Consider the following 25,231-nt stretch of genomic DNA (forward strand, 5'->3'; position numbering starts at 1 on the left):
AGCAGTTTCAAATATGGAGAGCTTCAGTCGATTGTTGAATTATCTGGGTAACGTTAAAGCCCGCATCACGTCTAAAATTGTCTGGATCTTCTTCCAGAAGTTTTTACGTCTGCCCGCGCGTCGCGCGCGGGCGTGCGGCAATCCCGCGCAATTTTTGCAAGACGCGGCTTGGCTGCGGACACGCGCGCTGTCCTGTAATCGGACGAGGTCGCGCGCACTTCGCCCAATTGAATAATGGACGCCTTAATTGCCTGTGGCCGTGGCGCGCTGGGTCATGCAGTACCAGCTCGCGACCGCGACTCAGGACGGGAAACGCCCTGTAGAATCCGTGCTTGTCGAGCTGCGCATTCAGCTCGTTCAACGCGCTACGAACCGCTCGCGTTTCGCGCGGCGCTGGCGCGCGCGTGCAATGCCGCCATCGTCGATGTCCGCCGGTTCGATCTCATCGCAACCTCCTTCCCGTCGCTCTTGCGGTGCATCGCAGGATCGACGCGATGGCAGCGATGGGAGAGTTCATTTTCACGCGATGCGCGCATGTTCCATGGTTTACGCGTGACAGTTCTGCGACAACGTGGCCGGCCGCGGCGGCGCAAATGTGAAGCACATCACATGTGTCTTGCTGCACCTGCGCTATTGCTGTGCGCAGCCGGTGGTGGGCTGTCGAGGATTACAGCAATGACGACGCGGCGATTGATGTATTGGTGGTTCAGATTCGTTCTGTCAGGGCGATTTACCGATCGCTTCCTGTGCCTGCCGCGGGCGGAGTAGCCGCGCCGCAATATCAGGTTTGCCCGATCAATTTGCGAAACGCCGCCGCGCCGTCCTGCACGGCGTCGCGTCCCTTCCAGGCCAGATAGGACAGCTTGCCGCCGAGCGTGTCGTGGCTGCGCAGCCGGCGCGAGCCGAGAATGTGGCCGACATTGGAGGGGAAGCGGCTCACCTCGGCGGACACCAGCGCCGCGATCGCATCCATCAATTGCTGGAGCCGGGCGCCCCATTGGCAACCCTCGATGCCGTCGATGCGGACCTTGAGCGCATATTCGGTGTCGTAGATGTCGGCGAGCAGGTCGCGCGCGACCAGCACGCGGTTGTGCTTGAGCGCGACCCGCAGGGCGAGCCGCTTGTCGTCGAGCCGGTCGAGCACCATGGGAACGACGCAGGCATAGGGCGTGGCGGCGACGTCGGCCACGCTCTTGCTCGCGGCGATCCTGGTGGCAAGGCGCACCAGCTCCCAGGACGTCTTCAGCCGCCTCGCCACCAGCGCCAGCGCAAAGGGCAGCGCGTCCGGGTGGGACTTCCTGAAGGCATCGAGTTGCGCGGTGATCTGGGCAACCTGGCCGTCGTCGAATTTCGCAATCTTCTCAGGCAGCTTTTCGTTGAACTTCGGCAGCGCGTCGCCGGCGCGCAGCACCTGCTGCATTTTCCTCACGTCGTCGAAGGCGGTGCGCGAGGCTGTGTATTGCGTGAGCTTGGCGCGTGCGAACTCGGTGCTCTCCGCCGATGCGAGGGTGTTCTCGAGGACCTTGAGGACCTTGGTCTGGAAGATCGACGCGGTTTTCAGCACTTCCTTCGGGTTGTTGGCGGTGACCTGGTCGTTGATCGCCTTGATGTAGTCGCGCGCCATGGTCGGCAGCAGGTCGCGGCAGATCCACTCCCAGATGGGCGTGAGCGTGTTGGGTGAAATCCGCCCCGCATTGGCATGCTCGGGTGCGCCGTCGATCAGGAGCAGTTCGAGCGGCGCGAAGAAATAGCGCGAGGGACTGGTGGCGCGTGCCTGGGTCGATCCGTCCTTGCGGAACTCGGCGCGCAACTTCGCCTGGATGTCGGACGAGCCCGGCATGTCGATGCCGCACAGTTCGAGCCGCTCGAGCTCGCTGAGCAGACAGCTGCGCGAGAGCGGCGTCAGCCTCTGCAAGAACTCGGACAGCCGATCGATCTCGTTCATGGCACGCAATCTTCCGCAGCGTTTCCCGCAGGCCTACCGGCCTCATGCGTGGAGGCATTTGCGCGCTCTCAATCGTGACTAAGAGAAGCAAGTTATTGTTAATTTATCCGTAAAAACCGGGAGGCGCGGGCGCCCGCTGGGGAGCGTTGGTTAAGGAGGCATTTCGTCGCCTGCTCAAGTTTTGGGCGAAAACCTCAACCTACGCGTGGTCGATTGCGTGGGTACTCAAGCATAAATTGTGCCTGCGCCGGCATTTCAGCACAAAACTGCCAAAATTACCGTAGTCTTACGGAGCAAAAAGTTAACCACAGACCGGCCTCGGTTCCGCTAAACGAGTCACATGGGGTCACAGAACGATACGGCCACCGATTCGCGGCCGTCGGAATGGTTCGAAAGCAGCTCTGCTCCGACCGAAGAGCTCGATTTCGCCCGCCTGAACGCGGTCCGCGCCAAGGCCGCCGACGAGATGGCCAGCGCCATCGCCCGCGAGCTCAACGGCCCCCTGACCGCGCTCCTGCTCTACATGGGCGAGATCAAGCACCACAGCGACCAGCTCGCGCCGGTTACGGCCGATCGAGCCTATTTGCAGCGCGTGGTGGAGAATGCGCTGGCGCAGACCGAACGTGTCTGCGGCGTGGTCAAGCAGCTTGCCGGTCCTCACAGGGATGCCCTGCCGATCCCGTCCAGGACCGAGGGCGCCGAGTTGAACGCCGCCCGCGCACAGCAAGCGCAGCGCGTGCCGAGCACCGAGTTGCTGGGCCTGTCGGGCCAGAAGCGGCTGACCAAGCGCGAACGCGAGGTGTTGAGGCTGATCAGCGAGGGCTACTCGAACAAGCAGGGCGCGCTGCGGATGCAGATCAGCCCGCGCACGTTCGAGAGCCATCGCGCCGAGGCGATGCGCAAGCTCGGCGCGCGCAACACCGCGGACCTCGTCCGTGCGGCGCTGCTGCATTCGATCGATTGAGGTTCTGTCCTGCGCCGCCGGGCGGGCGATCAAGCCTGAGGATGGCCTAGGGACCCGATGGGCTCAGAGATAATCCTCGGCGAAAGGGCGCACCCGCGACGGCGGCCGCAGCGACTTGGGCTCTTCCTTCGGCGCGCTCGGAATGATCGTGATGGTCCAGCGCGGCGGCATGCTCGATTCCTGCTCCAGCACCGAGCGAACGAAACCAGTCACCGTCGCCTCGCCATCCTTCACCGTCGCGGTCCTGCCGTTGAACTGTGCGATGCGGAAGCGACGGACCTCTTTCTGATCCGCAGTCTCATAGGTGAACATGGAAACCCTCCTGGTTTCCGGCGACTATCGCCACCTATGATTAGCCATCTGTGAAAATCCCAAACCGTAGAAGTACGGCGGGCCTGGCGCAGTTTTCGTCAGAGCGTTTTTGAGCGAAGTGGATACGGTTTGCGCAAGCCCCGCTCCGATTCCATCGAAACGAAAATGGCTCTAGCCCTGCGGCTCCTGTGCGCGCGCGGCGGCGTAGGCGGCATCCATCAGGTCGAGGAGACCGTGGAATTCGGCCTCGCCAAGCGTCTCCGCGGTCTGCTCCAGCCGCAGCGCCAGCGCCGCAAGCCTGACATAGCCGAACGTTCCGGCCGCGCTCTTCAGCGAATGCGCTTCGCGGGTGATCCTGGCGAGGTGCCGCGCGAGCGAGAGCGTGCGGAACAGCTGCAGGCGCGCGCAGGTCTCGCTCCAGAACACGTCACGGACTTCACAGGCCCCGTCCTCGCCGATCTCCCGCACCAGCGCTTCGTACGCACCCGGCTCGCGCGCGGGCGCAGCATCGAGCGCTTTTGGCATCGGCGCGGCGGTCACTTCAAACATGGCTTTGGCCCGTCCTGGTCACGGTTCGTCTGCCGCGCGGCCTGTACGGCGCGAGGCACGCCCCGTGTCTACGGCATCCGAATTTCAGTTCCGGTAGCAGGACGATCCGTGTTTGCAGGCCGGCGTTAGCCGCCGGTTTACCAAGGCGCCGGTCAGCGCGGGCCGAGCAGCCGCTCGTACTGCGCCTTCACGGTGGCGTAGCATTCGCACGCCGTCTGGCGCAGGCCGTCCAGGTTGAGGATCTGGATGTGCCCGCGGCTGTAGTGGATGAAATTGGCGTGCTGCAACGTATTGGCGACCAGCGACACGCTGTTGCGGCGCGCCCCGATCATCTGCGCCATCGCCTCCTGGGTCAGCAGCAGCCGGTAGTCGCCCGACAGGTCATGGGTGTGCAGCAGGCAACGCGACAGCCGCGACTCCACCGGATGGGCGGCGTTGCAGCCCGCGGTCTGCTGGACCTGTGCGTAGACGGCCAGCCCGTGACGGGTGAGCAGCGTCCGCAAGGTGCTGCTCTGGTCGGCCGCGTCGCGCAGCCGGTCGAGGTCCATCACGGAGGCGGCACCGGGGACCAGCACGATTGCCGTGTTCAGCGCGCAGGCATCGCCCATGGTCGAGAGCGTTCCGAGCAGGCTGTCGCGGCCGACCATGGCGACCTGCACATGCTCGCCCTTGGCGAGTTTCACCACCAGCGAGATGACGCCGCGGTGGGGGAAGTAGGCGCGCTTGAGCGTTTCGCCGGTCTCCACCAGGATCGCTTCGTGCGGCAGATCGATCATGCGCAAATGCGGGCGGACTAATTCGTAATCCTCCGCCGACAGTGCGGACAGGAAACCGTTGGATGGGCGCGCCATCGTTTCCAAGACTGCCTCCGTCTCGTCAGCCCCCGAACTCGAAGCGAACGGGCTGCTCGCTGCACGGATAAGTTTGATCATGTTCTCGTCGGGATATATTGGCAATTGGGACAAGATGTCCGGTTGCGATGGCGCCCCCGCTGCACTGTGTGCACACCGGCATGCAGCAGGCCGGTTGCGCCGGGCTATCTTCACCGCGGGGCTCCCAGCAGGCGGGCGTGGCAGCCCTTCACCGCCGCATAGCAGTCGCAGGACCTCGTCTCCAATGCGTGCTCGTCGACGATCGCGATCTGGCCGCGGGTGTAGTGAATGATGCCGGCGCGCTGGAGCGCATTTGCGACGAGGGAAATCGCGTTGCGCCGTACGCCCATCATCTGCGCCAGCGTCTCCTGTGTCAGCGGAAGGAACTTGCTGTCGGACAGGTCGCGGGCACGCAGGAGCCAGCGCGCCAGCCGCGCTTCGACCGGGTGCACCGTATTGCACAGCACCGATTGCTGCGCATGCGCGAGCAGCGCCTGCTCGTGGCGGATCATCAGGCCGCGAAATTGCGCGCTTGCGGCCGCCACCGCTCGGAAGGCCGCGATTTCGAGCACGGACGCAGTCCCGGGGAAGAGCACGGCGGCATCCGTCGGAGCGATGCCGTCGGCAAGGGCGGCGCCGGCGCCGACGGCGCTGTCGCGGCCCAGCATCGCGACCTCGATCATCTGTCCCTCGGAGAGACCCACCGTGATCGAAACGGACCCGCCGTGCGGGAAGTAGACATGTCGCAGCGCGGCGCCTGCCTCGGCCAAGACAGATTCCCTGACCATTTCGACTGTCGCGAGATGGGGGCGCAGCAGATCGAAATCCGCCACGCCGAGCATTTGCAGCAACTGGTTGGACGGGTGGCCGCTCGCGGTCATGCAGGTCAATCCGGCGCGTTCGATGGTACGATCGGGCGCCGCGCCCTGTGCGTCATCCAGTTGCACGGCGACCAAAACATATTGTAAGGGTTGTGGTGTCGTCCATATACCCGTTGGGGGGCAGACAGGCTGCGGCATTTGCGGCGGAAATTGAGAAACGCACGCTGATTCGCGCGTTAATTAGGGGTGTCCGTCTTGCGCCGGGCGGCAGGAAAAAGCGGCAAGAGGGCTGTCATGAGCCGCTAGCACCGCATCTGCGCCGCCATCGGACGCCGGCCGGCACCTGCGGCTTCCCCTCAAGCGGGCATTCTCGCCATCCGGGACTGGTCTGCGCGACTTCGCGACGCCGCGACTGTCGCACCACTTGCGCCTGATTTCCCGACAGGACCGTTGACGCTTGCGGCCATCAATGTTTCGACCCCAGCCAGGGGAGAGCGGCGTGCCCCGCGGTTTGATGTTTGAATCGCCGAAACGGGAAACTCAAACGGGGACGGCAGACCTGCACCATATTCTCGTCGAAGACGACCCGATGGTGTGCATGGCCATCGAGATCTATCTGCAGCGGAATCATTTCCGGGTGACGATTGCCGACGGAGGAGAAGCCGGCCTCCGCGCTCTCGAGAACGAACAGGTCGATCTGATGATGATCGACATCTTGATGCCGCATATGCGCGGGTTCGAGTCGATCCGGATCTTTCACGAGCGCGCCGGCCATTCCGCTGATCGCGATGTCCGGCTACGCGTTCGCAAATTTGAACGCGCCCGCACCCGACTTCCTCCGGATGGCGCTGGAGCTCGGCGCTGCGCGTTGCCTTCGCAAGCCGTTTACACCGGATGCGTTACTCGCTGCCATCAAGGATTGCCTCGCGGCGCAACGTGCTGTCTCCGCAATTGGGTTAGCGCGGTAGCAATCGCGGCGGCCGCGAAATAAGCGTTCGTTTACCGCAAGCGCAGCTGTTGCGGATTGAGCAGGCGAGCAGCGGGCGGCGGTGTGAGCGATTCTGATTGCGCGTGATTTGATTCAATTCGCGCGGCCCGTGCATATCGTCCTTCGCCGACGGGATTTTTCGCGCACGTCGCCGTGTTGTTATCGGAGCATTTACCTATTGCGTCTGTCGCGTGAGATGCGGCGCCGCTTTTGTCGCAAGACGCTATCGCAGGCCTCGAAGCGCAAACTTGTCTTCAATATCCGTATTAGCACGGAGGCTGAAATTAACGGGACCGTGAAAGGGGTTGTCTAACGATCCAGGCGCGGACCTCCGCCGAACTCCAGGTGCGGCCCAGGCGTCGAAGTCCGGCTCAGTAAGGCGTAGCTCATGGATGATCTGTTGCGGGAGTTTTTGACGGAGACCAGCGAGAGCCTGGACACCGTCGACAATCAGTTGGTGAAGTTCGAGCAGGAGCCGAATAACGCCAAGATCCTGGATAACATCTTCCGCCTGGTCCACACCATCAAGGGCACGTGCGGCTTCCTCGGACTGCCGCGGCTTGAAGCGCTGGCGCATGCCGGCGAGACCCTGATGAGCAAATTCCGTGACGGCATGCCGGTGACGGCCGGCGCGGTGACGGTGATCCTGTCCTCGATCGACCGCATCAAGGAGATCCTCGCCGGGCTGGAGGCGACCGAAGCCGAGCCCGAGGGCACCGACCGCGATCTCATCGACAAGCTGGAAGCGATGGTCGAGCAGGGCATGGCGGCAATGGCCGCAGGTGCTGTTGCTGATGCACCGCCGCTCGTGCCGGAAGCTCCCACTCCCGTCGAAGCAAAGGCCGCACCGTCGAAAGAAAAAGAAATGACCGAGGGCACGCTGATCGACCAGACCCTGGAGCGTCCGCTGCGTCCGGGCGAAGTCTCGCTCGACGAGCTCGAGCGCGCCTTCCGCGAGACCGCGATCGAAGCGCCGGCCCCCGTCGTCAAGGCCGAGCCCGCGCCGGCTGCTGAAGCTCCCGCGCCCGCCGCCAAGGAAGCTGCGAAGCCGGCCAAGGAAAAGGTCGCGCCGAAGAAGTCGATGGCCGACGAGGGCGCCGCCGAGGGCGACCGCATCGCCAACCAGTCGATCCGCGTCAACGTGGATACGCTGGAGCATCTGATGACCATGGTCTCCGAGCTGGTCCTGACCCGCAACCAGCTGCTGGAGATCTCCCGCCGCAACGAGGACACCGAGTTCAAGGTGCCGTTGCAGCGCCTGTCCAACGTCACCGCCGAGCTGCAGGAAGGCGTCATGAAGACGCGCATGCAGCCGATCGGCAATGCCTGGCAGAAGCTGCCCCGCATCGTCCGGGACCTGTCGAGCGAACTCGGCAAGCAGATCGAGCTGGAGATGCACGGCGCCGACACCGAGCTCGACCGCCAGGTGCTCGATTTGATCAAGGACCCGCTCACCCACATGGTGCGCAACTCCGCCGACCACGGCCTGGAGACCCCCGCCGAGCGGCTCGCGTCCGGTAAGGGCGAGCAGGGCACCATCCGCCTGTCCGCCTATCACGAGGGCGGCCACATCATCATCTGCATCGCCGACAACGGAAGAGGCCTCAACACCGAGAGGATCAAGGCCAAGGCGATCTCCTCCGGTCTCGTCACCGAGGCCGAGCTCGAGAAGATGAGCGAAGCCCAGATCCACAAGTTCATCTTCGCGCCCGGCTTCTCCACCGCGGCCGCCATCACCTCGGTCTCCGGCCGCGGCGTCGGCATGGACGTGGTGCGCACCAATATCGACCAGATCGGCGGCACCATCGACATCAAGTCGGTGGCCGGCGAGGGTTCCTCCGTCACCATCAAGATCCCGCTGACCTTGGCCATCGTCTCGGCGCTGATCGTCGAAGCCGCCGGCGACCGCTTCGCGATCCCGCAGCTCTCGGTGGTCGAGCTCGTCCGTGCGCGGGCCAACAGCGAGCACCGCATCGAGCGCATCAAGGACACCGCTGTCCTCAGGTTGCGCAACAAGCTCTTGCCGCTGATCCACCTCAAGAAGCTCTTGAAGATCGACGACGGCGCCGCCAGCGATCCCGAGAACGGCTTTATCGTGGTCACGCAAGTCGGCAGCCAGACCTTTGGCATCGTCGTCGACGGCGTGTTCCACACCGAAGAGATCGTCGTGAAGCCGATGTCGACGAAGTTGCGTCACATCGACATGTTCTCCGGCAACACCATTCTGGGCGATGGCGCTGTCATCATGATCATCGATCCCAACGGCATTGCCAAGGCGCTGGGTGCTGCCGGCTCCTCGGCCCATGACATGGGCGACGAGAACGGCGCGCATCACATCGGATCGGGCGAGCAGACCACCTCGCTGCTCGTCTTCCGCGCTGGCTCCAGCCAGCCCAAGGCGGTCCCGCTCGGGCTCGTCACCCGCCTGGAGGAGCTGCCGGCCGACAAGATCGAGTTCAGCAACGGCCGCTACATGGTGCAGTACCGCGAGCAGCTGATGCCGCTCGTCGCCATGGAGAGCGTCACCATCGCCAGCCAGGGCGCCCAGCCGATCCTGGTGTTTGCGGACGACGGCCGCTCCATGGGCCTCGTCGTCGACGAGATCATCGACATCGTCGAGGAACGGCTCAACATCGAGGTCGGCGGCTCCGCCTCCGGCATCCTCGGCTCGGCCGTGATCAAGGGCCAGGCCACCGAAGTGATCGACGTCGGCCACTTCCTGCCGATGGCGTTCGCCGACTGGTTCACCCGCAAGGAGATGAAGCCGTCGCAGCACTCGCAGTCGGTGTTGCTGGTCGACGACTCGGCGTTCTTCCGCAACATGCTGGCACCCGTGCTGAAGGCGGCCGGCTACCGCGTCCGCACCGCGCCGACCGCGCAGGAGGGCCTGGCTGCGCTGCGTGCGCAGAGCTTCGACGTGGTCCTGACCGACATCGAGATGCCCGACATGAACGGGTTCGAGTTCGCCGAAGTGATCCGCTCCGACACCAATCTGGGCGCGATGCCGATCATCGGCCTGTCCGCGCTGGTGTCGCCGGCGGCGATCGAGCGCGGCCGTCAGGCCGGCTTCCACGACTATGTCGCCAAGTTCGACCGTCCCGGTCTGATCGCGGCGCTGAAGGAACAGACCGCGGGCGCCGCCGGCGCCTCCGAGCTGAGCCGGGCAGCGGCGTAACGGCACTGGGGATCAGGAGATACCGCTATGAGCAACAAGAAGACGCAGATCGGCGAAGGCGCCATGGTCGAATACGTCACCGCGATGATCGGCGGCCAGCTGTTCGGCCTGCCGATCTCCCGCGTGCAGGACGTGTTCATGCCCGAGCGCGTCACCCGCGTTCCGCTGTCCTCGCGCGAGATCGCGGGGGTGCTGAACCTGCGCGGCCGCATCGTCACCGTGGTCGACATGCGCGCCCGGCTCGGCTTGCCCAAGCCCGAGGACGGCAAGACCCCGATGGCGGTCGGCGTCGACCTGCGCGGTGAATCCTACGGCCTCCTGATCGACCAGATCGGCGAAGTGCTGCGGCTCGCCGAGGCCGGCATGGAAGAGAACCCCGTCAACCTCGACCCCCGCATGGCGAAGCTCGCCGGCGGCGTCCACCGCCTCGACGGCCAGCTCATGGTCGTCCTCGACGTCGATCGCGTCCTCGAGCTTAAAACCGAAGTGCAAATGGCTGCCTGAGCTAACCGAAACATCGAAGCCGGAGAACCAAAATGAAGACATGTTTGGTGGTCGATGATTCCAGCGTCGTGCGAAAGATCGCACGCCGGATCCTGGAAGGCCTGGAATTCGAAGTCACCGAGGCCGAGGACGGCTCGAAGGCGCTGGAGATCTGCCAGCGGCAGTTGCCCGATGCGGTGCTGCTCGACTGGAACATGCCCGTGATGGACGGCTTCGAGTTCATGGGCCACATGCGCCGGCTGCCCGGCGGCGACCAACCGAAGGTGGTGTTCTGCACCACCGAGAACAACGTGGCTCATATCGCCCAGGCGCTCAGCGGCGGCGCCAACGAGTACATTATGAAGCCCTTCGATAAAGACATCATCGCCGACAAGTTCGCTGAAGTCGGCTTGATCCCGGTCGGACAAGCCATGGTCTGAGTATCTGGCCCGAGCGCTTCAGCCAGAGTGTCCCCAGTACAGCTTCCGAGAGGCTATCCGTGACCCCGACCGAGTATGAGTATCTGCGTAAGTTCCTGAGGGATCATTCCGGGCTCGACCTGTCCGCAGACAAGCAATATCTGATTGAAAGCCGGCTGTTGCCGCTCGCCCGCAAGGCCGGGCTGTCCGGGATCGGCGAGCTCGTGCAGAAGCTGCAGGGCGGCTCGAGCGCGCTCGTCACCAGCGTGGTCGAAGCCATGACCACCAACGAGACCTTCTTCTTCCGCGACAAGGTCCCGTTCGATCATTTCCGCGACACCATCATGCCTGAGGTCATCAAGGCGCGCGCCGGCCGACGGAGCGTGCGCATCTGGTGCGCCGCCGGCTCGACCGGGCAGGAGCCTTATTCGCTCGCGATGTGCCTGAAGGAGATGGGCGCGGCCCTGCCCGGCTGGCGCGTCGAGATCATCGCCACCGACCTGTCGCAGGAGGTGCTCGAGAAGGCCAAGGCCGGCATCTACAGCCAGTTCGAGGTGCAGCGCGGCCTGCCGATCCAGATGCTGATGAAATATTTCAAGCAGACCGGCGAGACGTGGCAGATCAATCCCGAGCTGCGCGCGATGATCCAGCACCGGCAGCTCAACCTGCTGCATGATTTTGCCCAGCTCGGCACCTTTGACGTCATCTTCTGCCGCAACGTGCTGATCTATTTCGACCAGGACACCAAGATCAACATCTTCAACCGCCTCGCCCGCCAGATCGAGGGAGACGGCTTCCTTGTGCTGGGTGCAGCCGAAACCGTGGTCGGACTGACCGACACGTTCAGGCCGATCCCGGATCGTCGCGGCCTCTACAAGCCGAACGACCCGCGTGCAGCGGCAGCCAAACCGGCTCTCGCCGGCGCCGCGCCGCCGCGCATGGCGGTGTTGGCAGGACGATAGGCATGGCAGAGGATGGCAAGGGCGCGGAGCGCGTCACGTTCAGTCGTGGCTATGATGTCTGCATCATGGCGATCGACGGCACGTGGCGGCGCGACTGCAAGCTCAATGCGATTTCCGACACCGATGCCATCCTCACCGTGGATGGCTCGATCCAGGGATTGAACCTGAAGGAATTCTTCCTGCTGCTGTCGTCGACCGGGCTCGCCTATCGCCGTTGCGAGCTGGTGCGCGTCAACGGCGCCGAAATGGACATCCAGTTCCTGCGCGGCAAGAACCGCAAGAAGCGCGGCGCCGCCGGCGGCCGTGACGAGGCAGCGTGATCGCCAAATAGGCCTCGTCCCGCTCGCCCCGTCGCCGCTTTCCGAGACGTTGGTTCATATTTGCTAAAACATCCGGACGAATTCGCCGCACCGGCTTTACGTGGCCTAAGCGCGAGCCGTGTAGACATTGCCCGTCTCAATCTCAGGATACGGCAATGCCCCGAAGTTCCCTCTCCCCCATCCCGTCAAATCTGCCCGACGTCGCCGAGCGGCGTGCGCTTCAGCTCCTGGTGGTCGACGACGACGCCACGCAGCGCAGCCTGATCACGGTCGCCGCCAAGCAGGCCGGCCATGAAGTCACGGTGGCGCCGTCCGTCGCCGAGGCGATCGAGAAGCTCCGCGCCGCCCGCTTCGACTGCGTGACGCTCGATCTCGTGCTGGAGGATGGCGACGGCATCGACGTGCTGCGCGAGATGGTGGCCGCGAAATTCGCAGGCCACGTGATCGTCATCAGCGGTATGGACGGCAAGCGCCGCAGCGCCGCCCGCAGCTTCGCTCGTTCCGTCGGGATCCAGCTCCAGGGCCTGCCGAAGCCGCTCGATCTCGCCGCCCTGCGGATCAGTCTCGCCAATCTCGGCAAGACCGCAATGGGGCTGCCGGCGATCCACACCTGGGGTGGCGTCGCTACCGACGCGATCGTGGAACGGCACCGCGCCTGAGGCGCGGAGCTGCCATGCGATCGGACGCGGGCACTGCGCCGCGCCGGTCGCAATTCAAGCCGGATTGCCGGATTCAGACAGGTATTGCAGGGCGTGGCCGAGGCCTGCCCGGCAGGCGTTCAGAGCGGCGTTCGCGGTGGCATAACGCGGCGTGACGTCGTCGAGTATGAAGACGTCGGCGGAACCTTCCGGATCGTTGCTGTGTTCTTGATCCATGGCTGCGGCGATCCGGCGCATACTGGTCTCGATCTGCGCGATCAGCAAGCGAAGGTCGGCGGCGATCAATCGTTGGCTGTCGGCCTCGGATGTTGCGACCAGCGGCAGCGTATCGGCCAAATTTAGCATGGATATTCTCCGTCTCCTGCAATTAGGCGCAATGCCGCTACTTGTGCGTTAAGTCTATGTCCCGTACAAATACGGGTGGGCCGAATCCGCGCCGAACGCCATAACGGTTGGCGCGGACGCGAGTCCGTAATGCCAACTGGATGTGGCACATGGCCGAGCAAACCTCTCGTGGTGAAATCTTCGTGGTCGACGACGACCCTGCGGTTCGCGACACCTTGTCGATGGTGTTGAAGGCGGCGGGTTATGAGGTGATCTGTTTTGCGGACGGCGCAGCGCTGCTCTCCGTCGCGCGGAACCGTACGCCGGCTGCGATCCTGCTCGACGTGCACATTCCCGGAAAGTCGGGCCTCGACATTCTGAAGGAACTGCAGGGCGAAGATTATCCGGCGCCGATCTTCATGATCTCCGGGCAGGGCGACATCTCGATGGCGGTGGGCGCCATCAAGAGCGGCGCGCTCGATTTCATCGAAAAGCCGTTCCGCGGCAGCGAGATCGTCGGCCGGCTGGACGAGGCGATCGGAGCCTATGCACGCAGGCAGGCAGAGAGCGTATCGCCGAAATTCTCTTCGCTGCACTTCCCCGGACGCGAGCCGTTGACGCGGCGTGAACGCGAGGTGCTCGAGCAGTTCGCTTCCGGTGCGTCCAACAAAGAAGCCGGCCGCACGCTCGGCATCAGCCCACGCACCATCGAGGACCATCGCGCCAACATCATGAAGAAGCTCGGGGCGCGCAACGCCGCCGATCTGATCCGCATCGTGATGACCGCGGCCCAGCGCGCGTCGTAACGCGACTGGCCATCTCTCGTGCCCCGGACGCAGCGCGTCATGCAATGATGCGCTGCTGAGCCGGGGCCCATCTCTCCAATGTCACGGCTGACAGTTCTGGGTCCCGGCTCTGCGCCGTAGCGTTGCACGCTGCGCCTTGTCCGGGACACGGTTCCTCAACTGCTCAGCGCCTTGCGGATGATCCGCGCCAGATCGGATTTGCGATACGGCTTTGCCAGCAGCAGCACGCCTAAATCCAGCCGGCCGTGATGGATGATCGCGTTCTCCGTATAGCCTGAGGTGTAGACCACCCTGAGGTCCGGACGCGTCTTCGACACCTCGTCGGCAAGCTGCCGTCCGTTCAACTTGCCGGGCATGATGACGTCGCTGAACAGCAGGTCGAACGGCTTGCCGGTGGCGACGATCGCGAGCGCCTCAGCTGCGTTCGCGGCCTGCAAGGTGACGTAGCCGAGCGAATGCAGCTGCGCCAGCACGTAGTCGCGCACCAGCCGGTCGTCCTCGACCACGAGGATCGTCTCGTGTCCGCCCTCGATCGTCGACGGCGTCACGCCTTCGCCCACGGCCGCGGCCGTCTTGCCGGGCGGCAGATACATCTTGATCGTGGTACCGTGGCCTTCCTCGCTGTAGATCTTGATGTGGCCCGTGGACTGCTTGATGAAGCCGTAGACCATCGAAAGCCCGAGCCCGGTGCCCTTGCCCGGTCCCTTCGAGGTGAAGAACGGATCGAACACCCGGGCCAGCATGTGCGCAGGAATGCCCGTGCCGGTGTCGCTCACGGCGATCAGCACATAGTGTCCGGGCCTGACGTCGTTGACGCTGGCATAGACCTCGTCGAGATAGGCGGCGCCCGTCTCCACGATCAGCTTGCCGCCGCCGGGCATGGCGTCGCGGGCATTGAGCGCGAGGTTGAGGATCGCGGTGGTGAGCTGGTTGGGGTCGACGATCGCGACGCAGCTCTCGTCCTCGAACACCGATTCGATCTGGATCTGCTCGCCCAGCGTCGGGCGTAACAGCTTTGCGGTGTCGATGATCAGCGCGTTGATGTCGACCTCGCGCGGCTGCAGCGGCTGCTTGCGCGCGAAGGCGAGCAGGTGCTGGGTCAGCTCGGCGCCGCGCCCGGCGGCCTCGTCGATCATCTTCGTGATCGCCGCAAGCTCCGGCTCCTTCGCCACCGCGTCGGCCAGGATCTCGATCGTCCCGGTGATGACGGTGAGGATGTTGTTGAAGTCATGCGCCACGCCGCCGGTGAGCTGGCCGACCGCCTCCATCTTGTCGGCGTGGCGGATGCGCTCCTCGGACGCGATCTTGTCGGTGAGGTCGCGGTAGAACACGTTGAACAGAATGCCTTCGCGGCGTTTCAGCGCCGTGACGCTCAGCTCGGCCCTGAATTCCTTGCCGTCGCGACGGCGAACCGCGAGCTCGCGGCGGCGGTTGAGCGTCTGGCCGTCCTGGGACTCGAGGAAGCGCGCGAGGCCGGCCTTGACCCGCTCCCGCTCGCTCTCGGCGACGATGAGGTCGACCCCATTCCTGCCCAGCGCTTCGTCGCGCCGCCAGCCGAACAGCTCCTCGGCCCGCGAGCTCCAGTTCAGGATGGTGCTGCGCTCGTCGGTCTGGACGAAGGCGTCGAGCGCGGTCTCGACGATATTGCGCGCGAGCAGCTCGCTTTCGCGCAAGGACTCTTCCGCGCGCCTCGCCTCGGTCATGTCGCGTCCGACGAAGAAGAAGCGTTTGGCCTGATCTGACCAGTTGCCGAGCCAGGACAGCCAGACCTCGCGTCCGTCCTTGTGGATGCAGCGGGTGTCGGCGAGCCTGGGGTGCCCGCCGCGCCGGAGCGCGCGCATCTCCTCGCGGGATTGCTCGAGATGCGCGGGATGGATGAAATCGACGCCGCTGCGGCCGATCATCTCGTCCGGCGGGTAGCCGAGCACGGCCTGGCTGCTCGGGCTGACCTGCACGATATGGCCCCGCGAATCCATGATCATGATCAGATCTTCCGAGGCGTCGAACAGCTGCCGCCGTTCCTCGATCTGCTGTTGCAGCGCGCGCTCGGTCCGTCGCGCATCGGTCAGGCGGCGCGCCGTGCCGGACGCGCCGATGATCTCGCCTGAATCGTCCCTGATCGGTGACAGGCTCACCGAGATTTCGACCGGACTGCCGTCCTTGCGCAGGCGCACCGTTTCGAAGTGCTCGATCCGCTCGCCCGTCGCAATCCGCCGCAGATAGTCCTTGCCCTCTTCGCGGCGATCGGGTGGCAGGAGGATCAAGGTCGGCTGTCCGACCGCTTCCTCGGCCGTATAGCCGTAGAGGCGCTCGGCCGCCGCATTCCAGCCGATGATGATGCCGTCGAGCGTCTGCATGACGATCGAATCGTCGGAGGATTCGACCGCCGCGCTGAACAGGCGTTCGCGGACGGCGAGCTGGTCGCGCGCGGCCTCGGTGCGCCGCCGCTCCTCGACCTCATGCTCCAGCGCTGCCGTCTTCGCCCGCATTTCATCGATCAAACGGGCAAATGCCCGCGCCAGCACACCAGTCTCGCCGGGGGCGTCGGTTGGAATTCTGATGGAATTGTCCCGACCGAGCCACTCGACCGCCGCAGTGAGCTGCCCGATCGGCCGGGTCAACGACCGCGCCAGCAGCACGGCCAGTATGGCGGCGACCAGCACCGCGATGAGGCCGATCGTGATGGTCGATTTCTCGATGGTGACGGCCGGCGCCATGAAGACGGCGTTGGGCACGACGCGGATGACACCGACCCACTGGTCCTCGGCCAGGATTGCGGGCGCGATCGCGGTGCCGCTCGGCTTGCCGTCACTGCCCGGCACGACCTGGGTCGCACCCAGCGTCGATCCGGTGATGGCTGCGAAATGGGGGAAGTCGTCCTGCCAGCGTGTTGGTGTCCCCAGTTGCGAACCGAACTCGCGGGTGCGATCCGGATGCACGAGATAATCGCCGTTACGGCCGACCACATAGACCGCTTCACCGTTCCGGATCGATATCCTGATACGGTCGAACACCTGGCGCATGTCGACATTGACGACGACGATGCCGAACAGCCGGTGATCGGACCCAAACAGGGGCGCCGCGACGCGCAAGGTCGGAACATAGGGCATCTGAACCACGCCGTCGTCGACGTCCAGTTCGACCGGGGAGACGCTGACCTGGTCTTCTGCCAGCTTGATCGCCGCCTGGAAGAAGGAGCGCTCGCCCTTGTTCTGCAAGGCATCGTCGGGAACCGCACGCACCGCTCCGTTCGGGCCGGAGCGGTCGACGCGCAGATACTCGACGCCGTCGGCACCGATGATGCGGAATTTTGCGTAGGCCGGGTTGGCGCCGACGTCGGCCACGAGGCGCGTCAGCAAGCGGTCGCGCCAGGTCTTCTCCGAGAGGTGATCGACCGGATCGACCCCGTCGTTGAAATGGGCATCGATCATGCCGCGCGCGGCGGCACGGGAGCGGAACGTCGCAACGTCGGCGCGAGCGCCGTTCACATGCGCTTCGAGTTGCGAGGCCAGGAGCCGCGAGTGGCCCTCGATACGGTCGAGCACGCGCGGCAGGAACGCTTGTTCCAGGCTGTAATGGCTCAGCCATCCGACAGCGGCGACCGCAGCCGCGACCAGCAGGATCATTGCGATGGCCAGCCGGGTCGCGAGGGTCATATCGGCCTTCGCGCCGCGTCGCGAGCGGTCCCGAATGTCCTGCTACGCTGCAACATGGATCGCCCCGTCATCGGCTGCCGGAGGCGGCATTGGCTTGTGGCGCGGATGGGAGGCAGCCGTCGACAGCGGCGAGCAGGGCGTCCGGCCGGAACGGCTTCTGCAGACTTGCGACCGCGCCGAGCTTGGTCGCCATCTTCAGAAAGTCCGGCTCGGCATACGCGTCCGGGGCGACGGCGCGGCCGGAAATGACGATGATCGGAAGGGCCGGCTGCAGCACCCGGATGTGGCGCATCGTCTCCAGTCCGTCCATGCCAGGCATGAATATGTCGAGGAACAGGAGGTCGAACCGGCTCGCCTCGAACAGCGCAAGCCCCGTGTGGCCGTCGCCGGCGGCGGTGACGTGATGGCCGGCCCTCTCCAGGATCAGCCGGATCGTGATCTGCACGGCCGGGTCGTCATCCACAATCAGGATGTTGGCCACGTCTGAAACCCTCCGGGCCGGATGGGACGTTCCAGCGACCCCAAATCAAAGCATCAAATGCGAAATTGTTGCGCGGTTTCCGTCCGGCCTGCAAGCACTTCGCGGCCGACACCTTGTCCGCCTCGCGCGATTTCGGCGAGGTCGGCCATATGCATGCTTACGTGCACATGCGGTCCCTGACGCACGCCCGGATCGTGTCGCGGGCCTAATCGGTCAGGTATTCGGGATGGTGGCTCCGGATCTTGTCGAGCTCGCTGAGCGTGCCCGACAGGTGCTTGCGCAGATGCTGCTGCGCGGCGTCGGCGTCTCCGGCCTCGATCGCGCGCGTGATCAGCTTGTGGTGGCGGACGATGTTCTGGGCCTTGCCGGGCGAGGGCAGATGCAGCCGGCGCAGCCGGTCGATATGCCCGCTGCGGCTGCGCACCAGCGTCCACAGGTCTTGCTTTCCGGCGGCGGCGTAGAGCTGCGCGTGAAAATCGTTGTCGCCGGCGATGAAGCTCTCGAAGTCCCCGGCCTTGGCGAATTGCTGCTGGAGCGCGACCGCGTGGTCAAGGCGGATGACCAGGGCCTGGTCATGCTGTTCCGCGAGCATCCGGACGATTTCGAGCTCCAGCGCCTGGCGCAGGAAATGTGCCTGCTCGGCGCGGCCGACGTCGACCCGGCTGACCACGGTCGCGTGCTGCGGAAACACGTCGACGAGCCCTTCCTCCTCCAGCCGCATCAGCGCATCGCGCACCGGTGTCGAGCTGACGCCGAACTGGCCGGCAAGCTCGGCGCGTGACAGGGGCGCGCCCGGCGGCAGCTCCAGGGCGATGATCGCATTGCGCAGCCGCTCGAACACCTGCGGCGCGGCCTGGCGGGCGCGATCGAGCCGGGCGGGTCGTGCCGCGCGCGGCGCGGTATCGGTTGCTTCCATGGCGGGTCCCGCGGGCTTGCCTTTGATGCACTAATATATTAGTGCATCAGTAGGGTCAACGCAGCTCGACGCTGGCCGGAGGAAACACACAACAATGATCAAGCATCTTCGTAGCAAGCTTGCGGCTGCCGCCCTGATCGCCGCAACGGTCCTGCCGGTATCCGCGGCGCATGCGCAGCAGAAATCCGAGATCTCGCTGTCGCGCCAGCCCGGCATTTTCTACATGCCGAGCCACATCATGGAAAAGCAGAAGCTGATCGAGAAGCACGCAGCTTCGCTCGGCGTACCCGGCGTCACCACCAAATGGGTAACCTTTTCCGGCGGCGGCGCGCAGACCGATGCGCTGCTCGCCGGCGGCGTCGACATCCTCAACACCGGCACCGGCAATCTTCTTTTGCTGTGGGACCGCACCCGCGGCGGCGTGAAGGGCATCGTCGCGACCTCGGCGCAGCCGATGACGCTGATCAGCCGCGACGCCAACATCAAGTCGATCAAGGATTTTGGTCCGAGCGACAAGATCGCGGTGCCGACCGTAAAAGTCTCGACCCAGGCGATCGTGCTTCAGATCGCGGCCGCCGAGGCCTTTGGTGCCGACCAATGGTCGAAGCTGGACGCCAACACCGTGCAGCTTGGCCATCCCGACGCCTATGCGGCGCTGTCCAATTCGAAGCACGAGGTCCACACCCACTTCTCGATCCCGCCTTTCACCTTCCTCGAGCTGAAGAACGTGCCGGGCGCGCATGTCGTGCTGAATTCGCCTGACGTGATGGGCGGTCCGCTGAGCCAGGCGCAGTTCTTCACCACGACGAAATTCGCCGACGCCAATCCGAAGATCATCCAGGCGGTGCGCGATGCCACCAAGGAAGCGCAGGATCTGATCCGCAGCGACACCAAGCAGGCGGTCGAGATCTACAAGGAGATCACCGGCGACAAAACCTCGGTGGAAGAGCTGCTCGATCTCCTGAAGGAGCCCGGCATGATGGAATGGAATCTCGAGCCGCAGGGCACGATGAAATTCGCAGCTCATCTGTACAAGACCGGCACGCTGAAGATGCAGCCCAAGGCCTGGACGGACTATTATCTCCCCGTCGCGCACGACCTGAAGGGCAACTGATGGCGCTGCTCGACGTCAACGGGGTGACGCTGCGCTACAAGACCTCCAGCGCGGTCGTCACCGCCACCGAAAGGGTCAGCTTCACTGTCGACAGGTCCGACCGCTTCGTGCTGCTCGGGCCGTCCGGCTGCGGCAAGTCGACCCTGCTCAAGGCCGTCGGCGGCTACATGATGCCGAGCGAAGGCCGGATGAGCATCAACGATCGCGAGATCCATGGTCCCGGCGCCGACCGCATGATGATCTTCCAGGAGTTCGACCAGCTGCTGCCCTGGAAGAGCGTGCTCGCAAACGTGATGTTCCCGTTGCTGACCGCGCGAAAATTGTCGCGCAAGGACGCCGAGGCCCGCGCGCGGGCCTATATCGAGAAGGTCGGCCTCACCCGCGTCGTCGATGCCTATCCGCACACGCTGTCCGGCGGCATGAAGCAGCGCGTTGCGATCGCGCGCGGCATGGCGATGGAGCCCGATATCCTGCTGATGGACGAGCCGTTCGCCGCGCTCGACGCGCTGACGCGGCGCACCTGCCAGGACGAGCTGCTTCAGCTCTGGAGCGAGACCAAATTCACGGTGCTGTTCGTGACGCACTCCATCGCGGAAGCGATCCGCATCGGCAACCGCATCCTGCTGCTGTCGCCGCATCCCGGCCGCGTCAAGGCCGAGGTGGTCGACGTCGACAAGGTCTCGAATGGAGACGGCAGCGCCGGCCGGCTGGAGAAGGAGATCCACGATCTCCTGTTCGCCGCCGAAGCCACGGCGCATTGAGGGAGCCTGTCATGGGCGAAGCGAGAATATTGTTGCGTGACGCGTCGGTCGCCGCGACCGGCGGTGCGGGCGAGGTCGAGCGCAAGCTGAGCGTGCCGGAGCTGTTGTGGAACGACGGTTTTGTCCGCAAGACCGTCATCATCCTGTTCCTGGCGGCGGTCTGGGAGGCCTACGGCGTCGCCCTCGACAATCCGCTGCTGTTTCCAACGCTGCACGACACCATCGTGACGCTTTGGGACCGCGTGAAAGACGGCACCATTCCGATGCGCGCCTGGGCTTCGCTGAAAGTCCTTTTCATGGGCTATTCGGCCGGCATCGTGCTCGCCGCGATCTTCACCGTGCTCGCCATCTCGACGCGGATCGGCACCGATTTCCTCGAAACGGTCACGGCGATGTTCAACCCGTTGCCGGCGATCGCGCTGTTGCCGCTCGCCTTGATCTGGTTCGGGCTCGGCAATGGCAGCCTCGTCTTCGTGCTAATCCATTCGGTGCTGTGGCCGGTCGCGCTCAACACCCATTCCGGCTTCAAGAGCGTGTCCAACACGCTGCGCATGGTCGGGCGCAATTACGGCCTGCGCGGGCTGCCTTATGTCGCGAAAATCCTGATCCCGGCGGCGTTCGGCTCGATCCTCACCGGCCTCAAGATCGGCTGGGCCTTTGCCTGGCGCACGCTGATCGCGGCCGAGCTGGTGTTCGGCGTCTCCTCGGGGCAAGGCGGGCTCGGCTGGTTCATCTTCGAGAACCGCAACCTCCTCGACATACCCGCAGTGTTCGCGGGCCTCTTGACGGTGATTATCATCGGGCTTTTTGTCGAGAACCTGATCTTCCGCGCCATCGAGCGGAACACCGTGCAGAAATGGGGCACCCAATCATGACCAAGAAGAAAATCACGCCCGACCAGCTCCGCAGCGCGCGCTGGTTCGCGCCCGACGACCTCCGCTCTTTCGGCCACCGCTCCCGCACCATGCAGATGGGCTACGCCCCGGAGGAGTGGAAGGACCGCCCGATCATCGCGATCCTCAACACCTGGTCGGACGCGCAGCCCTGCCACATGCACTTCAAGTCGCGCGTCGACGACGTCAAGCGCGGCATCCTGATGGCGGGCGGCTTGCCGATCGAGCTGCCGGCGCTGTCGCTGTCGGAATCGCTGCTGAAGCCGACCACGATGCTCTACCGCAATCTTCTGGCGATGGACGCGGAGGAGCTGTTGCGCAGCCATCCCGTCGACGGCGTGGTGCTGATGGGCGGCTGCGACAAGACCACACCGGCGCTGCTCTTGGGCGCGACCTCGATGAACATCCCGGCGATCTATCTGCCCGCGGGTCCGATGCTGCGCGGCAATTGGAAGGGCAAGACGCTCGGCTCCGGCTCCGACGGCTGGAAATACTGGGACGAGCGGCGCGCCGGAAAAATCTCCGACAAGGACTGGCTCGACATCGAAGCCGGCATTGCCCGCAGCTACGGCACCTGCATGACCATGGGTACGGCCTCGACCATGACTGCGATTGCGGAAGCCATCGGCATGACGCTGCCCGGCGCCTCCTCGATTCCCGCCGCGGATGCCAACCACATCCGCATGGCCAGCGAATGCGGCCGCCGCATCGTCGAGATGGTGTGGGAGGATTTGACGCCGAAGACGATCCAGACCCGCAAGGCGTTCGAGAATGCGATTGCGGTCGCCATGGCGATGGGCTGCTCGACCAACGCGATCATCCATCTGATCGCGCAGGCCCGCCGCGCCGGCCTCGACATCGGCCTCGATGATTTCGAGATCGCGAGCCGCAAGGTGCCTGTCATCGCCAACGTCCGCCCGAGCGGCGATGCCTATCTGATGGAGGATTTCTTCTATGCCGGTGGCCTGCCGGCGCTGATGGGCGAGATCAAGCAGCACCTGCATCTCGACTGCGTCACGGTCACCGGCAAGACTGTTGGCGAGAACATCGAGGGCGCCGAGGTCCACAATGACGACGTGATCCGTTCGGTCGACAATCCCATCTACAAGGAGGGCGCGCTCGCCGTGCTCAAGGGCAATCTCGCGCCCGACGGCTGCGTCATAAAGCCGAGCGCCTGCGCGCCGCGCTTCCTCAAGCACACCGGGCCGGCGCTGGTGTTCGACGACTATCCCGCGATGAAGAAGGCGGTCGACGACCCCAACCTGGATGTCACCGAGGATCACATCCTCATCCTCCGCAATGCAGGGCCGCAGGGCGGGCCGGGCATGCCGGAATGGGGCATGCTGCCGATCCCGACAAAACTCGTGAAGAAGGGCGTGCGCGACATGGTGCGGATCTCGGACGCGCGCATGAGCGGCACCAGCTATGGCGCCTGCATTTTGCACGTTGCGCCCGAATCCTATGTCGGCGGCCCGCTGGCGCTGGTGCGGAATGGCGACCGCATCACGCTCGACGTCGCAGCGCGCACTATCAACCTCGATGTGTCCGAAGCCGAGCTCGACAAGCGCCGCGCCGCCTGGAAGCAGCCCGAGCGCCGCTTCGAGCGCGGCTACGGCTGGATGTTCACCAAACACATCAAGCAGGCCAACGACGGCTGCGACTTCGACTTCCTGGAAACCGATTTCGGCGCGCCGATCGGCGAGCCGTCAATCTACTAGCAACCTGTCATTCCGGGGCGCCGCGAAGCGGCGAGCCCGGAATCCATAACCACGATCGTGAGTATGGATTCCGGGCCTGCGCCGTTCCGGCGCATCCCGGAATGACGAAGATGAGAGAGTACGAGATGTCCAAACTCACCGAAGCCACCCGCACAAAACTCAAATCCGTCTCCACCGCCACCGTCGCCACCGCGTTGTTCAAGCGCGGCCTGCGCATCCAGATGATCCAGGATGTGCACCCCTTAGGTGCCGACCAGCCGACCATGGTCGGCGAGGCCTTCACGCTGCGCTACATGCCGGCGCGCGAGGACCTCAACACCATCGACGTCTTCAAGGACCGTTCCCACCCGCAGCGCAAGGCGATCGAGGATTGTCCGCCCGGCAGCGTGCTGGTGATGGACAGCCGCAAGGACGCGCGCGCGGCCTCTGCCGGCGCGATCCTGGTGACGAGATTGATGAAGCGCGGCGTCGCCGGCGTCGTCACCGATGGCGGCTTTCGCGATTCCGCCGAGATCGCAAAGCTCGGCATCCCCGCCTATCACCATCGCCCCTCGGCGCCGACGAACCTCACGCTGCACCAGGCGATCGAGATCAACGTACCGATCGGTTGTGGCGATGCGCCGGTATTTCCGGGCGACGTCATTCTCGGCGACAGCGACGGCGTCATCGTGATCCCCGCGCATCTCGCCGACGAGATCGCGAACGAAACCTTTGAGATGACGGCGTTCGAGGATTTCGTCACCGAGGAAGTCGGCAACGGCCGCGGCATTTTTGGGCTCTATCCCGCCACCGATCCGCAGACGCTCACCGACTTCGCGGAATGGCGGAAGAAGAACGGCCGCTAGGCCGAAGCTAAGTCACGTCAAGAAACGAGCCGGCGCATCAAGCGCCGGCCTTTTATCGAGCAGGGAGGATTGTTATGAATTTCACGCGACGTAGTCTCATGGCCGGCGCCGGTGCGACGGCGGCTTCCGCACTTCTGGCCCGCGCCGCCGGTGCCCAGTCGTTTCCGTTCACGCCCTACCAGCGCTACCCCGACCCCGCCGTCCAGATCCTCGATCCCAGCTTTGGAAAATACCGGCTCTATTCCTCGACGGTCGAGCAGGTCGCGACTGGCATGCGGTGGGCCGAAGGCCCCGCCTATTTCCCCGAGGGCGGTTATCTCCTGTTCTCCGACATTCCCAACAACCGGATCATGAAGTTCGACGAGAAGACCGGGCAGACCAGCGTGTTCCGCGCCAACGCCAACTACGCCAACGGCAATGCGCGCGACCGCCAGGGCCGCCTCGTCACCTGCGAGCACTCCGTCACCCGCCGCATCACCCGCACCGAGAAGGACGGCAAGATCACCGTGCTCGCCGACAAGTTCGAGGGCAAGCGACTGAACGCACCGAACGACATCGTGGTGAAATCCGACGACAGCATCTGGTTCACCGATCCGCTGTTCGGCATCAACGGCGAGTGGGAAGGCAACAAGGAGAAGTCCGAGCAGGCCACCACCAACGTCTATCGCATCGCCAAGGACGGCAAGATCAGTGCCGTCCTCACCGACCTCGTCAATCCCAACGGCCTCGCCTTCTCGCCGGACGAGAAGAAGCTCTACATCGTCGAATGGAAGGGCACGCCCAACCGCAGCATCTGGAGCTACAATGTCGGCGACGACGGCAGCTTGAGCGGCAAGACCAAGCTGATCGATGCCGCCGACCAGGCCTCGCTCGACGGTTTTCGCGTCGACCGCGACGGCAATCTCTGGTGCGGCTGGGGCTCCAACGGCGCGCTACAATCCGAGCCCACCGACATCGGCGGCCGCAGGGTGTTTCAGCTCAGGGGCAAGTCGGAAGATCTCGACGGCGTGATGGTGTTCAACGCGGACGGCAAGCCGCTCGCCTTCATCAAGCTGCCCGAACGTTGCGCCAACCTCTGCTTCGGCGGCCCGAAGAACAACCGGCTTTATATGGCGAGCAGCCACTCGGTGTATGCGCTGTATGTCGAGGCGCATGGGGCGGTGTGAGGCAGAGTTGACCAGCTAAGCTGCCGTAGGGCGGGCAAAGCGACTTGTCCGCCGTAGCTCGAAGAGCGAAGGCGGAAGCGTG

23 protein-coding genes and 1 pseudogene are annotated in these 25,231 nt (G+C 64.6%); 15 read left to right on the top strand and 9 right to left on the bottom strand.

The features are described from left to right. Positions 1-781: 781 nt before the first annotated feature. The gene (locus AB7290_RS02395; protein WP_085399683.1) at positions 782-1,945 is read right to left on the bottom strand and encodes a hypothetical protein; all 1,164 of its coding nucleotides are present in this window, start codon (positions 1,943-1,945) and stop codon (positions 782-784) included. A 340-nt stretch (positions 1,946-2,285) separates the two neighbouring features. Here AB7290_RS02395 and AB7290_RS02400 point away from each other — a divergent pair, with 340 nt between their 5' ends. Next, a complete protein-coding gene (locus tag AB7290_RS02400) occupies positions 2,286-2,909 on the top strand; it encodes a helix-turn-helix domain-containing protein (RefSeq protein ID WP_071908605.1) in 624 nt (207 codons plus the stop codon). Between the two features lie 63 nt (positions 2,910-2,972). Here the strand turns inward: AB7290_RS02400 and AB7290_RS02405 are convergent, their stop codons facing one another. The 4 genes from AB7290_RS02405 to AB7290_RS02420 all read right to left on the bottom strand — a co-directional run bounded on the left by AB7290_RS02405 (position 2,973) and on the right by AB7290_RS02420 (position 5,523). Next, positions 2,973-3,221 (bottom strand): hypothetical protein, encoded by a 249-nt coding sequence (locus tag AB7290_RS02405; protein ID WP_085399682.1) that lies wholly within the window; start codon positions 3,219-3,221, stop codon positions 2,973-2,975. A gap of 171 nt (positions 3,222-3,392) precedes the next feature. Then, a complete protein-coding gene (locus AB7290_RS02410) occupies positions 3,393-3,770 on the bottom strand; it encodes an Hpt domain-containing protein (protein WP_063980460.1) in 378 nt (125 codons plus the stop codon). A 152-nt stretch (positions 3,771-3,922) separates the two neighbouring features. Further along, positions 3,923-4,621 (bottom strand): Crp/Fnr family transcriptional regulator, encoded by a 699-nt coding sequence (locus AB7290_RS02415; RefSeq protein WP_193560938.1) that lies wholly within the window; start codon positions 4,619-4,621, stop codon positions 3,923-3,925. Positions 4,622-4,812: 191 nt separating this feature from the next. After that, positions 4,813-5,523 (bottom strand): Crp/Fnr family transcriptional regulator, encoded by a 711-nt coding sequence (locus AB7290_RS02420; protein WP_085399711.1) that lies wholly within the window; start codon positions 5,521-5,523, stop codon positions 4,813-4,815. Between the two features lie 454 nt (positions 5,524-5,977). On the opposite strand from AB7290_RS02420, the pseudogene AB7290_RS02425 reads away from it, so the two are divergent. The 7 genes and pseudogenes from AB7290_RS02425 (at position 5,978) to AB7290_RS02455 (ending at position 12,469) form a co-directional block, all read left to right on the top strand. After that, positions 5,978-6,431, top strand: a pseudogene (locus AB7290_RS02425) (response regulator). A 408-nt stretch (positions 6,432-6,839) separates the two neighbouring features. Continuing rightward, on the top strand, positions 6,840-9,626 hold the full coding sequence (locus AB7290_RS02430; RefSeq protein ID WP_441253351.1) for a hybrid sensor histidine kinase/response regulator: 2,787 nt from the start codon (positions 6,840-6,842) through the stop codon (positions 9,624-9,626). A 27-nt stretch (positions 9,627-9,653) separates the two neighbouring features. Next, a complete protein-coding gene (locus AB7290_RS02435) occupies positions 9,654-10,130 on the top strand; it encodes a chemotaxis protein CheW (RefSeq protein WP_063980462.1) in 477 nt (158 codons plus the stop codon). A 32-nt stretch (positions 10,131-10,162) separates the two neighbouring features. Then, positions 10,163-10,549 carry a response regulator gene (locus AB7290_RS02440; protein WP_018321619.1) on the top strand — a complete coding sequence of 129 codons (387 nt, stop codon included), beginning with the start codon at positions 10,163-10,165 and terminating at the stop codon, positions 10,547-10,549. 59 nt (positions 10,550-10,608) lie between these two features. Next, positions 10,609-11,490 (top strand): CheR family methyltransferase, encoded by an 882-nt coding sequence (locus AB7290_RS02445; RefSeq protein ID WP_441253352.1) that lies wholly within the window; start codon positions 10,609-10,611, stop codon positions 11,488-11,490. A gap of 2 nt (positions 11,491-11,492) precedes the next feature. Beyond that, positions 11,493-11,810 (top strand): hypothetical protein, encoded by a 318-nt coding sequence (locus AB7290_RS02450; RefSeq protein ID WP_014490546.1) that lies wholly within the window; start codon positions 11,493-11,495, stop codon positions 11,808-11,810. 155 nt (positions 11,811-11,965) lie between these two features. Then, complete coding sequence (locus AB7290_RS02455) at positions 11,966-12,469, top strand: response regulator (protein ID WP_085398201.1); 504 nt, start codon at positions 11,966-11,968, stop codon at positions 12,467-12,469. Positions 12,470-12,523: 54 nt separating this feature from the next. On the opposite strand, the gene AB7290_RS02460 is transcribed toward AB7290_RS02455, so the two are convergent. Next, a complete protein-coding gene (locus tag AB7290_RS02460) occupies positions 12,524-12,814 on the bottom strand; it encodes a hypothetical protein (RefSeq protein WP_085398200.1) in 291 nt (96 codons plus the stop codon). A gap of 149 nt (positions 12,815-12,963) precedes the next feature. Here AB7290_RS02460 and AB7290_RS02465 point away from each other — a divergent pair, with 149 nt between their 5' ends. Continuing rightward, on the top strand, positions 12,964-13,599 hold the full coding sequence (locus AB7290_RS02465; RefSeq protein WP_071916993.1) for a response regulator transcription factor: 636 nt from the start codon (positions 12,964-12,966) through the stop codon (positions 13,597-13,599). Between the two features lie 155 nt (positions 13,600-13,754). On the opposite strand, the gene AB7290_RS02470 is transcribed toward AB7290_RS02465, so the two are convergent. The 3 genes from AB7290_RS02470 to AB7290_RS02480 form a co-directional block, all read right to left on the bottom strand. After that, on the bottom strand, positions 13,755-17,255 hold the full coding sequence (locus tag AB7290_RS02470; protein ID WP_135215359.1) for a PAS domain S-box protein: 3,501 nt from the start codon (positions 17,253-17,255) through the stop codon (positions 13,755-13,757). A gap of 67 nt (positions 17,256-17,322) precedes the next feature. After that, positions 17,323-17,736, bottom strand: coding sequence for a response regulator (locus tag AB7290_RS02475; RefSeq protein WP_085403698.1), 414 nt, complete (start codon positions 17,734-17,736; stop codon positions 17,323-17,325). Between the two features lie 205 nt (positions 17,737-17,941). Continuing rightward, complete coding sequence (locus AB7290_RS02480; protein ID WP_085403697.1) at positions 17,942-18,652, bottom strand: GntR family transcriptional regulator; 711 nt, start codon at positions 18,650-18,652, stop codon at positions 17,942-17,944. A gap of 94 nt (positions 18,653-18,746) precedes the next feature. Here AB7290_RS02480 and AB7290_RS02485 point away from each other — a divergent pair, with 94 nt between their 5' ends. From AB7290_RS02485 to AB7290_RS02510, 6 genes are all read left to right on the top strand, one after another. Beyond that, a complete protein-coding gene (locus AB7290_RS02485; protein WP_085403696.1) occupies positions 18,747-19,766 on the top strand; it encodes an ABC transporter substrate-binding protein in 1,020 nt (339 codons plus the stop codon). After that, a complete protein-coding gene (locus AB7290_RS02490) occupies positions 19,766-20,527 on the top strand; it encodes an ABC transporter ATP-binding protein (RefSeq protein WP_085403695.1) in 762 nt (253 codons plus the stop codon). The genes AB7290_RS02485 and AB7290_RS02490 overlap by 1 nt, the downstream gene beginning before the upstream one ends. 11 nt (positions 20,528-20,538) lie before the next feature. After that, the gene (locus AB7290_RS02495) at positions 20,539-21,402 is read left to right on the top strand and encodes an ABC transporter permease (RefSeq protein ID WP_063980472.1); all 864 of its coding nucleotides are present in this window, start codon (positions 20,539-20,541) and stop codon (positions 21,400-21,402) included. Next, complete coding sequence (gene araD, locus AB7290_RS02500) at positions 21,399-23,138, top strand: L-arabinonate dehydratase (RefSeq protein WP_085403694.1); 1,740 nt, start codon at positions 21,399-21,401, stop codon at positions 23,136-23,138. Before AB7290_RS02495 ends, araD begins: the two co-directional genes overlap by 4 nt. 125 nt (positions 23,139-23,263) lie before the next feature. Next, positions 23,264-23,983: a ribonuclease activity regulator RraA gene (locus AB7290_RS02505; protein ID WP_085403709.1), complete on the top strand. Its 720-nt coding sequence runs from the start codon at positions 23,264-23,266 to the stop codon at positions 23,981-23,983. Positions 23,984-24,057: 74 nt separating this feature from the next. Continuing rightward, positions 24,058-25,149, top strand: coding sequence for an SMP-30/gluconolactonase/LRE family protein (locus AB7290_RS02510; RefSeq protein WP_085403693.1), 1,092 nt, complete (start codon positions 24,058-24,060; stop codon positions 25,147-25,149). Positions 25,150-25,231: the final 82 nt, after the last annotated feature.

The sequence above is a fragment of the Bradyrhizobium sp. 613_E4_N2_2 genome (genome assembly GCF_052075995.1).
Lineage (GTDB): Bacteria > Pseudomonadota > Alphaproteobacteria > Rhizobiales > Xanthobacteraceae > Bradyrhizobium > Bradyrhizobium barranii.